This window comes from Intestinibacillus sp. NTUH-41-i26 (genome assembly GCF_032769475.1).
Classification (GTDB): domain Bacteria; phylum Bacillota; class Clostridia; order Oscillospirales; family Butyricicoccaceae; genus Agathobaculum; species Agathobaculum ammoniilyticum.
Genome location: NZ_CP136477.1, coordinates 2,047,007 through 2,061,957 on the forward strand (window position 1 = coordinate 2,047,007; position 14,951 = coordinate 2,061,957).

The following is a 14,951-nucleotide window of genomic DNA, read 5'->3' on the forward strand; positions in this document are numbered from 1 at the left end:
ATTCCTTTTTCAACGGTTTTTCCCAGGTTTTTGCGCTTAACTATTCCATAAAATATCCTAATTCTCTTTATTGAGACACAAGGAGGTCTTTCCCTATGTCCCATCCCTTTGCCCGCCGGGCGGGTGCGTTGGCGTTGACAGCGGCGTTGTTCGTCCAGCAGGCCGGCGCGCTTTCCAATATTTCCTCCTGGGCGGAGGAGGGCGTCGCAGCCGCGCAGGCTGCCGGCCTGATGCCCAGCGCGCTCGAAGCGCTCAACGCAAAGGCCGAGATCACCCGCGCGGAATTCTGCGGCATTGCCGTAAACGCTTATAAGGCGGTGAGCGGCAAGGCGGTGTTCGCTTCAGCCAAAAAGCCGTTCCGCGACTGTGACGACCCCAATGTGGTCGCGGCATATGAGCTCGGCCTGGTAAGCGGCCGCGGCGACGGCATTTTCGATCCGGACGCCAGCATCAAGCGGCAGGACCTCTGTGTGATGCTGTATAATATCCTGGACGCCGCCGGCATCGACGCCCCCGCCATCGCGGGCGATGCCTGCGTGGAGGATTATCCCGACGTTCCGCAAATCAGCGATTATGCGGTCAACGCCATGATTACCATGGTCGATTATACGATCGTAAACGGCATTTCCGCCGCGGACGAGGCTACGCTGTTAGCGCCTAACGGCACGGCGACACGCGAGCAGGCCCTTATCATGGCGGAGCGCTTTTGCCAGGCCTTTGAGGACCAGGAGCCTGAAGCGGAGCCTTCCGACGAGGAGGGCGCTGTTTCGGTCCCTGACTACTGGCTCGATCCTGACCTTATGTTCCCCTCCACGGAAACGGACAAAATGATGCTCGTCTACGGTGTGGGCGGTGAAAAGTATCAGACCGCCGAGGAGGCCGAGGCGCACATGGTGGAGATCTCGGTTCCGGTCTGGCGGCTCCAGGCCGACGGGAGCAAGACCTCCAGCACCGCGTATATCGAGGTCAATCAGTCGCTCGCCCCGATTTACGAGGCAATCTTTGAGGAAATTTATAACGGCGACGAGCAGTTCCCGATCAAAAATGTCGGCTGCTATTCCTGGCGCACGGGCGAGCATTCGCAGGGTACCGCGATCGATATCAACTGGGAGGAAAACATGGAGGCTACTATCAACGCGGACGGCTCGCTCACCCCGACCACCGGCACGCACTGGTCGCCCTACGAGGACCCCTACTCCATCCCAGAGGGCGGGGATGTATACAACGCTTTTACGAAATACGGCTTTTCATGGGGTGGGAACGCCTGGTCGAGCAAGCGCGACTACATGCATTTCAGCTATTTCGGACGATAAATAACACGGGAGGGCGGCATAATGCCGCCCTCCCGTGTTTCATCCCGCCCTATCCCCCGGCAAGGATGCTCGTCCGGTTTCTGTAGTAATACAGCACGCCCACCGCATCGGCCAGCGCCCAGCCGATTGGCACCGACATCCAGATGCCGGTCACGCCCAGCGCAGGGACAGCCGACAACGCGTAAGCCAATGCCACACGCGTACCCAGCGAGAATACCGTCAGCACCACTGACATCCCGGGCATCTTGACCGCCCTATAAAAGCCATACAGCAGGAACAACAGGCCGATACCAAAATAGAACGCCCCCTCAATCCGCAGGTAGCCCACGCCGGCCTCGATGATCGCTGTGTCCCCAGCGTCGACAAACAGCCCCATGAGCGGACGGGCCAGCGCGCATACCGCAAGGCTGATGGCCGCGCAGAACGCGAACGCGGACAGCGCCGCGCTTTTTATCCCGCGCCGGATCCGCTCCGCCTTTCCCGCGCCGTAATTCTGGGCGATAAAGGTGGAAAACGCATTGCCGAAATCCTGTACCGGCATATAGGCGAACGAATCGATCTTGACCGCGGCGGCAAACGCCGCCATCACCACCTTGCCGAAGCTGTTGACCAAGCCCTGCACCATCAGGATGCCGAGGTTCATAATCGATTGCTGCACGCAGGTCAGCACCGACAGGCCCGCGATCTCACGGACGATACCGCCGTCCCAGCGGATATGCCGCCGCGCGACCCGCAGCTCCGGAAAGCGGAGCAGGTAATACAGCAATATCCCCAGGCCGGACGCATACTGCGACAGGACGGTCGCAGCCGCCGCGCCCGCCACGCCCCAGCGAAAAACAATCACGAACACCAGATCGAGCGCAATGTTCATCACCGCCGCAATACCCAAAAACAGCAGCGGCGTGACCGAATCCCCGACCGCGCGCAGCAGATTGGCAAAGTAATTATAAAGAAAGGTCGCCGGAATGCCGAAAAAGATGCAGAACAGGTATTCCCGCATCAGTCCGACAACCTCCCGCGGCACCTGCAGGGCGCGGATGATCCAGTCCAGCCCGGCAAACGAGAGGAGGTTGAGCAGCAGTGCCGCCGCACCGATCAGCAGGAACGACAGAGCGAAGCTGGTCCGGAGCCGCTCCATATCCTTCCGCCCAAACTGGATGGAGAAAAACGCGCTGCTCCCCATACACAGCCCGAGCAGGATAGAGGTCAGGAACACCATCAGCGTATACGACGAACCGACCGCCGCCAGCGCGTCCGCCCCCAGAAAGCGGCCCACGATCAGCGTATCCGCCACGTTATACATCTGCTGTAGCAGGTTGCCCGCCATCAGCGGCAGGGCGAACAGCAACAGCTTTTTGGTGATATCGCCCTCTGTCAAATCGCCTCGCATACGTCCACCTTTTTTCTAAACGTAATTATTATCTTTCTTTATGCAATACTATAGTAGCAATATTTTATCAATTCGTCAATCATATATTTCTATTTGTTCCTTCCCTGTGTTATACTATCTTATATCATCCAACCCTGAAAAGGAGGCTTCCCCATGTATCTGGACTGTCTGGACGCCCTCGACCAAAAGATCCTCACCCTGCTCACACAGAACGCTCGCTATTCCTATTCCGAGATCGGCGAGCTGGTCGGCCTTTCGCGCGTCGCGGTGAAAGGCCGGATCGACGCGCTGGAGAAAAAGGGGATCATCGAGGAATACACGACCATCATCAACCCGCAGAAAATCAGCGGCGCTGTATCCTGCTACTTTGAGATCGAAACGGCTCCCGACGCACTGAACGCCGTGATCGACCGGCTTTATCAGTGCGGCACCGTCACCCAGATCTACCGCATGAGCGGCAATTGCTGCCTTCATGTGCATGCTGTCGCCGCCTCGCAGGACGAGCTTGATACGTTCATCCGGAACGAAATCGACCGTCTGGACGGTACGGTCAGCGTGAAAACACACGTTATCTTGTCCCGCATCAAGGATGTCAAGGGGCTTCGCCTGTAACACAGCTGTCCCCCTTCCCGCTTCGGCGCCCATGCCTGCGCCACAGCTTAACCAGCGGTTGAATAATCCAACCGTTGGTTAAACTTCGCCTCCATTGTGCGGCGGCGCGTCATATGATACGATAGGCATGACAAAGAGCCCTTTGATCCTATTTTAGAGAGCTGGTTTTCTTGATGGAACTGCAAATTGGAAAAATCATTATGCAAACACGCCGCGAAAAAGGGATGACGCAGGAAACGCTCGCTGACATGGTAGGCGTGTCCGCCGCCGCAGTCAGCAAGTGGGAAACCTGCGCAAGCTATCCGGATATCACGCTGCTGCCGCCGCTGGCCCGCGCGCTCGGCCTGTCCGTGGACGCACTTCTCGATTTCCGCCGCGACCCTGCGCGCGAGGAGCAGCTTGCCATTTCCAGCCGGCTGCATCAGGTATTTGACGACCAGGGCTTTGACGCGGGCGTGCGGGCGGTCGAGGCGGTACTGCGCGAATACCCGCACAGCGGCTCGATCAAGCTGCTCGCAGGCGCGCTGTATTATCGTTACATCGCCGCAGCCCTCAACCGTGCGGAGGATACGGAACAGACGGCGTCCGATATTACGGAGCGATGCCTCGCCCTGTTTGAGCAGGGGGAACAGCAATCCGAGGAAACCGGCGAAAAGCAGGTTTCCCGCTCCCTGCGCATCAGCATGCTCACCATGCTGGGCCGTTATGAAGAGGCCGAGGCGCTGATCGACAGCCTGCCGCCAAAGCAGGGCATCGATTCGGATGAGCTGCGCCTGTCCCTTTACCTGGCACAGGAAAAGCTGACCGAGGCAGAGCAGCTTGCGCGCCGCGCGCTGCTGACCCATGTGGGCGAGGTATCAACCGCGCTGATGAGCCTGACCACCATCGCCCGCCGGCAAAAGGCGTTTGCCGCCGCCCACCGTCTGGTTGACGCCTACCGCGCGGTCGATGCTCTGTTCGGACTTGACCGGTCGAACGGCCTGCTGCTCGGCATCATGCTCGCGCAGGATGAGGGCGACCAGGCGCAGGCGCTTGACCTGTTCGAGCAGTATATCGACACGCGCCTTGCCTATACGCTCGATTACCGTGATAACCCGTTTTTTGCCGCGGTGCAGACGCATGTCCCTACAAGGAACGATATTATTGAAACACACCGCCTGACGCTCCGTGCTATCGAGGAGGACGAGCGGTACGCGCCCCTGCGGGACGAGCCGCGCTTCCAGGCTGCGCTCGACCGCCTGCGCGCGGCCATTCCGGCGGAAAATTGAACAAACAAAATGCCCGAAACGGAAAACCGCTTCGGGCATCACTTCTTTTGAGACGCGTTTTTCATATTCAGAATGGAACTCCCCTGTTTTTATTGCCGGGAAATAAATATAAAAAAACCACGCGGCCGCATTTCAATCCCGATGCGCGCCCTGCGTGGACCAATCCATAAAGCGTTTTACTTTTCGCTTTGCGTCTCATGCTCATCACCGAAAATCAAATCATCGATGTCCGGCCGGTCGGGCTTTTGCGGGATTCGGATATGTCTCATCAGCCTTTGCACCTCCTCTTATTGATTTATCTGTTATCCAGTATAACATATTATGCAAAAAAATCAAATAAAATTCCTGTAAAGTTACACAAATGTAACAATTTTTTCGACACGCCGCACCGTTCCCCGCCGCAGCCGCGCGGCCGCCAAAAAAAGAAAAAGGCCGTAAAACGGCCTTTTTCACAAACAGCAAGCGGTTTCCGCAGAGCCTTCCGACCCTTTGGGGATCAAAGCGCCGCCTTCGCCTTTTCCGCCAGCGCGGCGAACGCAGCCTTGTCGTTGACCGCAAGGTCCGCGAGCATCTTACGGTTGAGGTCGATGCCGGCTTTCTTGAGGCCGTTCATAAAGCGGCTGTAATTCATGCCGCAGGACTTGGCGGCAGCCGAAATACGGGTGATCCACAGGCGGCGGAAGTCGCGCTTCTTGTGCTTGCGGCCGATATACGCGTACTTCAGGCTCTTCATAACCGCCTGGTTGGCTACGCGGTAATGGGTGGATTTCGCACCCCAGTAGCCCTTGGCACGCTTGAGGATCTTCTTTCTTCTTTTGCGCGTCATCATCGCGCCCTTAACTCTTGCCATTGTGATTGCCTCCTATATGAAAGATATGATTTTACTTACTTATACGGCAGCAGACGCTTGAGCTGCGCCACATTGGTGGAATCCGCAAAGCCTTCCTTGCGGAGGTGGCGCTTGAGCTTGGTGGTCTTTCCGTGGCCGTTGAGCAGATGGCGCTTACCAACATGGCCGCGCTTGAATTTACCGTTCTTGGTGACGGAAAATCTTTTCTTTGCACCGCTGTGCGTTTTGATCTTAGGCATAAGGGTTTGCTCCTCTCTGAATTTGCGCTGAAAACGCGCTTTTTGGTTTACTTGTCTTTTGCGGGCGCCAGGAACATAAGCATCTGACGGCCTTCGAGCTTGGGCTGCTTTTCCACCGTGCTGCATTCCGCGCACAGCTCCGCGAAGCGATGGAGCAGGTCCTGACCGAGCGACGCATGGGTGACCTCACGGCCGCGGAAGCGGACCGAAACCTTGACCTTGTCGCCGTCCTTCAGGAAGCGGCAGGCATTTTTCACCTTGGTATTCAGGTCGCCGACATCGATATTGGGGGTCAGGCGAATCTCTTTGATCTCCACGACACGCTGATTTTTTCTCGCTTCCTTTTCCCGCTTGGCCTGTTCAAAGCGGAATTTGCCGTAGTCCATGATCTTGCACACCGGCGGCTTTGCCTGCGGGGCGATCTTGACCAGGTCCATGCCTTTTTCCACTGCGATGTCCTGCGCCTGCTGGATAGGCACGATGCCGAGCTGTTCGCCGTCGTCGCTGATCAGGCGGACTTCCTTGTCGCGGATCTCTTCATTGATCTGATGTTCCATGCTGCTGATTGGTAAGCACCTCCAAACAAAAACGGATTAAAATACAAAAAGAAAAAAGGACCGGCCCTTTACGGTCGTCCTCCATCACAAAAGCGCAAAGCTGCCCTGCGGCTTTGCAGAATGATTGACCCGTTTGCTCAAGCGCTGCGGGTGAGGACGCGGCCTTCTTCTTTGTTACCTGTATTACTATAGCAGAAATAAAAGGCAAAGTCAAGGCTTTATTTCTTGCGTTCCTGCTGGTATGATAATTCGCATGGGCGGCATACTATGACAGTGGCGCCGCCCCGATAATTTGGCTTTACAAATCCGGCGCGATTTGTTATGCTTAAAGCGGGGAGAGCAATCCTCCCCCAATCTGAAACCAAACACAAGGAGGTGCCGGAACCATGAGCGAGGAGTACGGCAACGATTTTGTCACGCTGATCGATGAGGATGGCAACGAAGTGGAGTTTGAGCACATCGACACCGTGGAATATGAGGGTACGACCTATCTGGCGTTTATTCCGGCTGAGCTTGCCGTTGAGGAAGACGCGGAGGTCGTCATCATGCAGATCGTAGAGGAAAACGGCGAGGAAATGCTGGAAGCGGTCGAGGACGACGAGATCGCGGATGCAGTGTTCAATATCGTGATGGAACGCGCGGAAGCGGAGGAGGACGAAGAGGGCTGATCCCCTTTTCTTTCCGGCATCCGGCAAGGCTTTGCCGGATGTCACCCTGCCCTGTGCGACAGCGGCCTTTTTTTAACCCACATTTTTAGTACGGGATTTCGGAAAGTTTTGGCATCGAGCAGCAGGCCTCCCGGGTATACACGGATGTTGGAAGCGCAGACATGCCAAACAGAAAACCCACCTGCCAAGTCGTGCAGGTTACTAATTGGGCCGCATCGGCAGGGCGGGGCTTATTACCTTTCGGGCGCATGCGCCCCGCGCATTTCAATGGAACGGCAGCCGCTGTGCGGCTGCTTTTTTATTTCCCCCGCCTGGAAACGCCGTCCGAAGCGCTCGGCTTTTTCTTGCCCTGCACAGTAAAATGCGGTATAATAAAGGTGTGATTTCTTATATTGTCGCAAGAAAGGTGGTTTCCTTATGCAGCAGCCGATCCGAATCATCTCCCATGCCAACAAGCGCCTTTACGCGGATGCGATCCCCGGGCATTTCGCCACAAACCATTCGCACATCAATTATTATGTCGATATGTCCGAAATCAAGCACAATATGTCCATGGCGCTTGAAGCGGCACGCAGCATCGCTTTCCACTTTAGCGCGGTCAGTGTGGACACACTCCTGTGCCTGGAGGGTACGGAATACATCGGCGCCTATCTGGCCCGCGAGCTTTCCTCCTCGGGTATCGGCAGCCTGAATTCCGGCAAATCCGTCTATCTTGTCGAGCCGGACAACAACGTCAACGGGCAGTTCATGTTCGCGGACAACCTCCGCCCCATGATCGAAAACCGCAATGTACTGGTGCTGGTCAACACGGCCTCGACCGGTCAAACCCTGTCCCAGACGCGCGAGTGCATCGAATATTACGGAGGTCGGGTCGCCGGCTATTCCGCGCTGTTCTCCAACCTTTCCGAGTTGGACGACAAGCCGGTCGTCCGCCTGTTTTCGGGCGAGGATTTCCCGCATTACCATAATTTTGTCCGCGGCAAGGACTGCCCCGCGTGCGCGGCCGGCGTCCCGCTGGACGCTATCGTCACCCCGCGCGGATACACCAAGCTGTAAGCCCGTGTGGAGGCATCCGTCTGTCAAACGCAGGCGCATCCAGAGAAAAAGGCCGGAGGGAATCAATCCTCCGGCCTTTCCTTATCGCAGCTTCGCCGTAGGCAGCAACCGGCTCTCGGGCAATGCGCGCGCCGCTCGCAGACCTCCACATCCCCGCCCTGGAGCCGCAGCAGCCTGCCGTTGACCAAGCAGTCCGTCAGCTTGCGGCGGGCAGTGTTGTAGATCGCCTGCACCGTGGTGCGCGCGACCCCCATCTGCACGGCGGCCTGCTCCTGCTGCAGGCCCTCCAGGTCGATCAGGCGGAGCGCCTCGTACTCATCCAGCCCCATGACAACCGGCTCCCCCGCGCAGCCCATGCCGCGCGGGCCGAATTCCCGGCAGGCCGGCAGACCGCATACCCTGCGGCACTTTTTCGGCCTTGGCATCCACGTTTACCCGTGGCAGTGGCCGCCACAGGTGTGGCCGCCGTGCGAGGCGCAGTCATGCCCCTCGCCGTGATGCTCGTGGTGGCTGCACCGGACATCCGGATCATACTGGAGCGAGCCGGCCAGGAACGCCCCGACCGCTTCGTCCGCCCCGCCCTGCACGCCGCCCAGCAGGCGGATGCCGGCCTCGGCCAGCGCGGCCTGCGCGCCGCCGCCGATGCCGCCGCAAATCAGCGTATCCACGCCCTGCGCCGCCAGGAAGCCCGCAAGCGCCCCATGCCCGCTGCCATTGGTATCAACAATCCGCGAGGAAAGGATTTTTCCGTCCGCCGTTTCATATACTTTGAACTGGGCGGTATGCCCAAAGTGCTGGAATATCTGTCCATCCTCATAAGTGACTGCGATTTTCATATTGCTGCGCCTCCGTTTTTTATTTTCGGCATATGCCGGTTATAAGTATAGCATAACACTTTTCCGGCATATGTCAATAACATTTATTTTCCATAGGAAAAAGCGGCCCTGCGGCCGCTTTTCATCCTCCCTCTATTTTCTTAAAAATTCCGGCAGCCGCCGACGCGCCTCCAGCCGGTAGATGCGCGCGCCCTCGGATGAGAACTTCTCCTCATATTCGGTCATCACGTTGCCCTCGAAATCCGAGCGGTGCAGGTCGAGCGAAATATTCTGGAGCAGCCAGCCGTACTGACAGACCTCCGCAAGCGTCCACTCAAAAAAGCGCTGGTTATCGGTCTTGAAGCACAGATCGCCCTGCTGCTTCAGCAGCTCGTCATAGACCTCCAGATACGCGCGCCACGTCAGGCGGCGCTTGCGCTGGCGGTTAGGCGGCCACGGGTCGGAAAAGTTCAGGTAGATGCGGTCCACTTCGCCCGGGGCGAACACCTCGCGCAGCTCGGCCGCGTCAAAGGATACGAACCGCAGGTTGGGCAGCGGGTGCTGCTGGCAGCGCTCCGCCGCCATGATGAGCGCGCCCTCCTCCCGTTCGACCGCGATAAAGTTGATCTCCGGATACTGCTCCGCCATGCCGATCGCAAAGCGCCCCTTGCCGCAGCCGATCTCCACATGCAGCGGGTGGTCGTTGCCGAACAGCGCGCGCCAGCGGCCGCGCTTTTCCCTCGGCTCGAACGCCATCACATCCGCGCACGCGGCAAAACGAACGTCCAGGTTTTTCTTTTTGCGCATTCTCATGCGTTGATATTCCCCTTTTTTGTGTTTTCAGCCCTCTTATTATAGCCTGCCGGCCAGCCGTTTGCAAGCGGATTCCGCGCGGTCCCCTATTGTCCTCGCCCGCTTCCAGTCTTTGCCGGCAAGAATAACTCTTGGGAAATCGGCCGAACTGTGTTATAATGAGTCATATTGAATTGGGGGAACGCAGTATGTTCAAACGCTCCAGCGGCGTGCTCGCGCACGTCACTTCTCTGCCCTCGCCGCACGGCGTGGGTACCATGGGCAAGGCCGCGTATGATTTTGTGGATTTTCTCTCCGCCGCCCGTCAGACCTATTGGCAGGTCCTGCCGCTCGGCCACACCGGTTTCGGTGATTCGCCGTATCAGTGCTTTTCCGCAGCGGCGGGCAATCCGTACCTGATCGACCTTGACCTGCTGGTGGAGGACGGCCTGTTGACCGTGGCCGAGGTCAGGGCCGGCGACTTCGAGGCATCGCCGGACGAGACGGATTTCGAACAGCTCGCGGATACCCGCTGGCCGCTGTTCCGCAAGGCGTACCGCCGCGTTGACGACACGCTGCGCACCAGGATCGCCGCGTTCCGTGAGAAAAATGCCGCCTGGCTGCCGGATTATGCGCTGTTTATGGCGCTTAAAGAGGAAAAATACCACAATATGCCGGTCTATCTTTGGCCGGACAAGGCGGTGCGCGACCGCAAGCCTGCCGCGCTTAAAAAGGCGGCCGCCGAGCTGCGGGACGAGATCGACTTCCGCATCTTCCTGCAATATGTCTTTTTCCAGCAGTGGGACGCGCTGCATGCCTACGCCAATGAAAAAGGCATCCAGATCATCGGGGATATCCCGATCTACGTTTCCGCAGACTCGTCGGATGTGTGGACGCACCCGACGCTGTTCAAGCTCAAGGCCGACCGCAGCCCCAAGCTGGTCGCGGGCGTGCCGCCCGACTACTATTCGGCCACCGGTCAGCTCTGGGGCAATCCGGTGTATGACTGGGACGTACACCGCGCGGAGAACTACGCCTGGTGGGTCTGGCGCATGAAGAGCAACATGGCGCTGTTCGATGTGGTGCGGCTCGACCACTTCCGCGGCTTCGCGGCCTACTGGGAGGTCAAGGCCGGATCGGAAAACGCGATCAATGGCCATTGGCGCAAAGGCCCGGGCATGGAGCTGCTCCGCGCCATCGAACAGGCGCTCGGTCCGGTCCGGCTCATCGCGGAGGATCTGGGCGTGCAGACCGACGAGGTGCGCGAACTGCTCACGGAAAGCGGCCTGCCGGGCATGAAGGTGCTGATCTTCGGCTTCACGCCGGACGAAGACAATGAGCACCTGCCGCATAACTTCGTGCCGAACAGCATCGTTTACACCTCCACGCACGACTCCCAGACCGTATGCGAGCAGATCATGGATATCTGCACCGAGCCGGAAAAGCAGTTTGCCTACCGGTACCTGCGCACCTCGCACAGCGAGGCCATGGGCTGGAGCGCGATCAAAAGCGTCTGGGCCTCGCCCGCGCGCATCGCCATGACCCCCCTGCAGGACCTGCTCTCACTCGGCGCGGACGCGCATATGAACACGCCCGGGACGATCGGCGGCAAGAACTGGCGCTGGCGCGTGCGGCGGGAGGCGCTCAACCCGACGGTTTCTTCCCTGCTGGCCGAGATCACGCAAACCTATATGCGCGGCTGAAGCCGCGCCCACTCAAACAGATAAAAAGGATAGCGATAGCATGAAAATCAACACGGCAATCTTTGATTTGGACGGTACCCTGCTCAACACCCTCGGCGACCTGTGCGACAGCGTCAACTGCGCGGTCATGCGGCGCGGCTTCCCCGCTGTGACCGAGGAGCAGACGCGCCAGCGCGCGGGCAACGGCGTGCGTAAGCTGGTCGAGCGCTGCATTCCGGAAAACAAACGCACGGAGGCCATGGTTGACGCCTGTCTCGACGACTTCCGCACCGCCTATAACGAGCGCATGATGAACCGCACCCAACCGTATGACGGCATCCTCCCACTTCTCAAGGAGCTGAAAAAGGCCGGTGTTTCGGTCGGCGTGCTTTCCAACAAATACGATCTGGCCGCCAAGGGGCTGATCCGGCATTATTTCGGTGATCTTGTGCAGGTCACCTGCGGCGAGCGGCCGGACACCCCCCGCAAGCCCGATCCGACCAGCGCGCTCCAACTGCTGCGCGAGCTGGGCGGCGACGCGGCGACCGCCCTCTATATCGGAGACAGCGCGGTCGATATGCAGACCGCGCAAAATGCCGGCCTGGCCGCTGTCGGCGTGACCTGGGGCTTCCGTCCGGCCGAGGAACTAAAGGCGGCCGGTGCGCAGGCATTGGTAAGCGACCCGTCCGAATTGCTGCCGATGTTCGAACGCGGCTTGCCGGGGGTAGACGCGATCTGCAGGGCTTTCACCGCGCGCGGCTTCGGCTTTACTTACTTCCCCACCGCGCAGGAGGCACAGCGCTACCTGACCGACGCCTGCGCGGGCAAATCGGTTTCTCTCGGCGGCTCAATGACGCTCAAAGAGCTGGGTTTTCCGGAAGCCTTTGCCGGAAACACCGCTGTCCACTGGCACTGGCTCAAGCCGGGTGAATTCTTCCAGACGCCGGACATTTATCTCTGCTCCGCCAACGGCCTGTCGGAAAACGGCGAGATCGTTAATATCGACGGCACCTGCAACCGCGTCGCGGGTACGCTGTTCGGCCCGAAGCGCTGCATCTTTGTCTGCGGCATCAACAAGCTGTGCCCCGATCTGGAAAGCGCGATCGACCGCGCGAAAAACGTCGCCGCCCCCCTCAACGCCAAACGGCTTTCCGGAAAGGATGATCCGGAGATTGTGGAAAAGCTCTGCCGCGCCATGGTGATCCACATGGGACCGCCCACCAAAATGGAAAAGTGCGAGGTCGTGCTGATCGGCGAGCCGCTCGGCTATTGATCTTTCCGGCGCGTTTTGCGAAAAACGCGCCTTTTTTCCTGTCCGCAACCGCCGGTTGCGTAATTTCCAGCCCCGCTTGGTGGCATGCAACCGCTTTTTCCGGTAAAATCAGGACCATCAAGCAAGGAGGTAAGCAAACATGACGCTTGGAGAAAAAATCATCAGCCTGCGCAAACAGCGCGGCTTATCGCAGGAGGAGCTGGCCATTACACTCGGCATATCGCGGCAGGCGGTTTCCAAATGGGAGACCGAGGACGCCACGCCGGACACGGATAAGGTAATCGCGCTCGCAGACTATTTTAACGTCACGACCGACTGGCTGCTGCGGGATATCGAGCCGCCCGAGACACATGCCGTTACGGACGCGCACATGTCGCCCGTCCAAGCGCGGGCGGGCGCTCCCCTGCTGCTCTGCCTGACGCTGGGCGCGAGCGCGTGCGGGGTGCTGCTTCTGTTTTACGGCTGTTTTGCTTCCGCAAGCTCGATCCCCTCGGTTATCGGCATGATTTTACAGATCTGCGCCATCACCATAGCGACAGGCTTCGGGCTGTATTTGAAAAACAGTGCGGACACCATACAGGGGGCGGGCTTTATCCGGTCTTTCTGGCGCGTGAATATCTGGATGGTCGCGCTGCTGCCGGTGCGCATGGCCTGTTCCGCGTTTATGCAGCTGTTGCGGCTCATCCCTGAAGAGACGTTGTCGCGCCTGTGGACCGGCCTGCCGCAGCCGCTCTGGCAACTCGGACGGGTGCTACTGTTCGCAGGCGTGCCAATCGCCCTGTATGTGGCGGTATGCCTGTGCGTCACGCTGGTGCTGTGCCGCCCCAGAAAAACAGGATGAAAAAACATCTTTTTTCATTATTTGTTCTTGACAGCTTGTACAGTCTTTGCTATAATAAGTATCGCGCTGGTAAGTCCAGCGCGATAGCCTGCGGCTGTAGCTCATCTGGTAGAGCGCCACCTTGCCAAGGTGGAGGTAGCGAGTTCGAGCCTCGTCAGCCGCTCCAATAAACAAAAACGCCTGTCCAAAGGACAGGCGTTTTTGTTTTCGGCATCGCGCGGTTTCGCTCCACGCAAAAAGCGGGCGGCCTGTGAAAAGGCCGCCCGCTTTTAACGTTCTCCCTCGATCAGTTTGCGCAGCTTTTCTTCTGTCATCCCTGTATGGATATCGCCGTCCCATTTGACGCAGGGGCCTTTGCCGCATTTTTTCATGCAGCCCGTCACCTTGTAGCGGAAGCCGGCTTCCGCCGTGCCGCCCACCTGTACGCCATAGGTCCGTTCCACAAAATCCGACAGCGCCGCCCGCTTGGCGCAGTTTTTCCCGCCGCAGACAGACAGTGTATGCGGTGCGTCCTCCGTTCGTATCGACGGATACCGCTTGAGCAGCGCGTCGATGAATGTCATTTTCAGCTCCAGCTTTTCCGCGGTCTTTTCCAGCGCTTTCTGCGGTATGACGCCGCCGAACAGCGCCTGGACCTCCCGCAAAAGCTGGATCAGCTCGTTCTGGTCACAGGTAATGCCCCGATCGCGGTAAGCCTTAATGATCTCCTTCAGTTCTTCCTTGTGCTTCATCGCATCCTCCCACCAAATGATACAGCAGCTTTTCAAATTGTACGCCGTGCATCGGATTGGTCTGCTGCGCCGCCGTATAGGCGATGCAGTCCTTGACATATTCGCCCGCGCGGTCGCACGCCGCAGCCAGCTTTTCCCCGTTCAGCAGGCTGCCCAGCATCACAGAGGCGAACAGATCCCCTGTTCCCGGGTAATACCGGTCGACGCGGCGGTGCAGGCTCAGCGCGCCACCCTCCGCCGTCAGACAGCCCGAGCCTATGCGCCTTTCCGCAAAATCCAGTCCGGTCAGCACAACCTGCGCGCCATACCGCGCGCGCAGCGCGCGCATCCATTCCCAAGCCTCCTCCGCACCGCGCGGCTTGCCGGACGGATCGCGGTCGAGCAGAATTGCGGCTTCGGTCGTATTGGGGGTGATGATATCCGCGATTGCGCAAAGCTCCCGCATGCGGGTACACATCTCAGGCGTGTAGGTGTCGTATATCCTGCCATTGTCGCCCATCACAGGGTCAATCAGGGTGATCCCATCCACGGCCTTCAGCCGCCGCGCCGCCTCCCGCACCCGATCGATCTGATCCGCTGAGCCAAGAAAGCCCGCATAGACCGCTTCAAACCGCAGCCCCAGCGCGTCGTACTGCTCTATTGTTCCCTGTATCGCGCCGGTTAAGTCGGTCGTCACCCAGTTTGGGATCGCTGTGTGGGTGGAAAACACCGCTGTTGGCAGCGGCACGCACTGATGTCCCGCCGCGGAAAGCACCGCAATGATTGGCACGAGCGACGAGCGCCCGAATCCGGACAGGTCGTGCAGCGCCAAAACTTTTTTTTGCATGAAAGCCTTTCACATCCTTTTCCCTGTCCATCATACGA

The 14,951-nt window shown here is 58.7% G+C and carries 16 protein-coding genes, 1 tRNA gene, 1 other RNA gene and 1 pseudogene; 10 read left to right on the top strand and 9 right to left on the bottom strand.

The genetic code is table 11. The features are described from left to right. The first annotated feature begins 95 nt into the window (after positions 1–95). A complete protein-coding gene (locus tag RX717_RS10485) occupies positions 96–1,313 on the top strand; it encodes a M15 family metallopeptidase (RefSeq protein ID WP_107631925.1) in 1,218 nt (405 codons plus the stop codon). Positions 1,314–1,362: 49 nt separating this feature from the next. On the opposite strand, the gene RX717_RS10490 is transcribed toward RX717_RS10485, so the two are convergent. Beyond that, positions 1,363–2,703 carry an MATE family efflux transporter gene (locus RX717_RS10490; RefSeq protein WP_107631924.1) on the bottom strand — a complete coding sequence of 447 codons (1,341 nt, stop codon included), beginning with the start codon at positions 2,701–2,703 and terminating at the stop codon, positions 1,363–1,365. Between the two features lie 153 nt (positions 2,704–2,856). Between RX717_RS10490 and RX717_RS10495 the strand changes: the two genes are divergently transcribed. Then, positions 2,857–3,315: an Lrp/AsnC family transcriptional regulator gene (locus tag RX717_RS10495; protein WP_054327614.1), complete on the top strand. Its 459-nt coding sequence runs from the start codon at positions 2,857–2,859 to the stop codon at positions 3,313–3,315. Positions 3,316–3,515: 200 nt separating this feature from the next. Then, positions 3,516–4,583, top strand: coding sequence for a helix-turn-helix domain-containing protein (locus RX717_RS10500; protein WP_159068202.1), 1,068 nt, complete (start codon positions 3,516–3,518; stop codon positions 4,581–4,583). 496 nt (positions 4,584–5,079) lie between these two features. On the opposite strand, the gene rplT is transcribed toward RX717_RS10500, so the two are convergent. From rplT to infC, 3 genes are read right to left on the bottom strand one after another with little or no spacing between them, the layout of a single operon-like run. Continuing rightward, positions 5,080–5,433: a 50S ribosomal protein L20 gene (gene rplT, locus RX717_RS10505; RefSeq protein WP_054327616.1), complete on the bottom strand. Its 354-nt coding sequence runs from the start codon at positions 5,431–5,433 to the stop codon at positions 5,080–5,082. Between the two features lie 35 nt (positions 5,434–5,468). Next, entirely contained in the window at positions 5,469–5,672 is a 204-nt protein-coding gene (gene rpmI, locus RX717_RS10510; protein WP_054327617.1) for a 50S ribosomal protein L35, read from the bottom strand. Positions 5,673–5,719: 47 nt separating this feature from the next. Continuing rightward, on the bottom strand, positions 5,720–6,229 hold the full coding sequence (gene infC / locus RX717_RS10515; RefSeq protein WP_054327618.1) for a translation initiation factor IF-3: 510 nt from the start codon (positions 6,227–6,229) through the stop codon (positions 5,720–5,722). A gap of 386 nt (positions 6,230–6,615) precedes the next feature. Here infC and RX717_RS10520 point away from each other — a divergent pair, with 386 nt between their 5' ends. The 3 genes from RX717_RS10520 (at position 6,616) to RX717_RS10530 (ending at position 7,953) form a co-directional block, all read left to right on the top strand. Then, positions 6,616–6,897 carry a DUF1292 domain-containing protein gene (locus RX717_RS10520; protein WP_107631922.1) on the top strand — a complete coding sequence of 94 codons (282 nt, stop codon included), beginning with the start codon at positions 6,616–6,618 and terminating at the stop codon, positions 6,895–6,897. A gap of 40 nt (positions 6,898–6,937) precedes the next feature. Further along, positions 6,938–7,131, top strand: a non-coding RNA gene (ssrS, locus tag RX717_RS10525) — 6S RNA. A gap of 183 nt (positions 7,132–7,314) precedes the next feature. Beyond that, positions 7,315–7,953 (top strand): orotate phosphoribosyltransferase, encoded by a 639-nt coding sequence (locus tag RX717_RS10530; protein WP_107631921.1) that lies wholly within the window; start codon positions 7,315–7,317, stop codon positions 7,951–7,953. 62 nt (positions 7,954–8,015) lie between these two features. Here RX717_RS10530 and RX717_RS10535 read toward each other — a convergent pair whose 3' ends face one another. The 3 genes and pseudogenes from RX717_RS10535 to trmB form a co-directional block, all read right to left on the bottom strand. Then, positions 8,016–8,378 (bottom strand): DUF134 domain-containing protein, encoded by a 363-nt coding sequence (locus RX717_RS10535; protein WP_107631920.1) that lies wholly within the window; start codon positions 8,376–8,378, stop codon positions 8,016–8,018. Between the two features lie 6 nt (positions 8,379–8,384). Beyond that, positions 8,385–8,822: pseudogene (locus RX717_RS10540) on the bottom strand (NifB/NifX family molybdenum-iron cluster-binding protein); the annotation flags it as partial. A gap of 99 nt (positions 8,823–8,921) precedes the next feature. Next, positions 8,922–9,581, bottom strand: a complete 660-nt coding sequence (trmB, locus tag RX717_RS10545; protein ID WP_054327623.1) for a tRNA (guanosine(46)-N7)-methyltransferase TrmB — start codon at positions 9,579–9,581, stop codon at positions 8,922–8,924. 188 nt (positions 9,582–9,769) lie between these two features. Here trmB and malQ point away from each other — a divergent pair, with 188 nt between their 5' ends. The 4 genes from malQ to RX717_RS10565 all read left to right on the top strand — a co-directional run bounded on the left by malQ (position 9,770) and on the right by RX717_RS10565 (position 13,522). Beyond that, entirely contained in the window at positions 9,770–11,263 is a 1,494-nt protein-coding gene (gene malQ / locus RX717_RS10550; protein ID WP_107631919.1) for a 4-alpha-glucanotransferase, read from the top strand. Positions 11,264–11,303: 40 nt separating this feature from the next. Beyond that, positions 11,304–12,515: an HAD-IA family hydrolase gene (locus RX717_RS10555; RefSeq protein WP_107631918.1), complete on the top strand. Its 1,212-nt coding sequence runs from the start codon at positions 11,304–11,306 to the stop codon at positions 12,513–12,515. A 139-nt stretch (positions 12,516–12,654) separates the two neighbouring features. After that, entirely contained in the window at positions 12,655–13,356 is a 702-nt protein-coding gene (locus RX717_RS10560) for a helix-turn-helix domain-containing protein (protein ID WP_107631917.1), read from the top strand. A 90-nt stretch (positions 13,357–13,446) separates the two neighbouring features. After that, a tRNA-Gly gene (locus RX717_RS10565) sits at positions 13,447–13,522 on the top strand. A 103-nt stretch (positions 13,523–13,625) separates the two neighbouring features. On the opposite strand, the gene RX717_RS10570 is transcribed toward RX717_RS10565, so the two are convergent. Both RX717_RS10570 and RX717_RS10575 read right to left on the bottom strand, forming a co-directional pair. Continuing rightward, positions 13,626–14,087, bottom strand: a complete 462-nt coding sequence (locus tag RX717_RS10570) for an NAD(P)H-dependent oxidoreductase subunit E (protein WP_159068201.1) — start codon at positions 14,085–14,087, stop codon at positions 13,626–13,628. Then, on the bottom strand, positions 14,053–14,913 hold the full coding sequence (locus tag RX717_RS10575) for a pyridoxamine kinase (RefSeq protein WP_107631916.1): 861 nt from the start codon (positions 14,911–14,913) through the stop codon (positions 14,053–14,055). Before RX717_RS10575 ends, RX717_RS10570 begins: the two co-directional genes overlap by 35 nt. Positions 14,914–14,951: the final 38 nt, after the last annotated feature.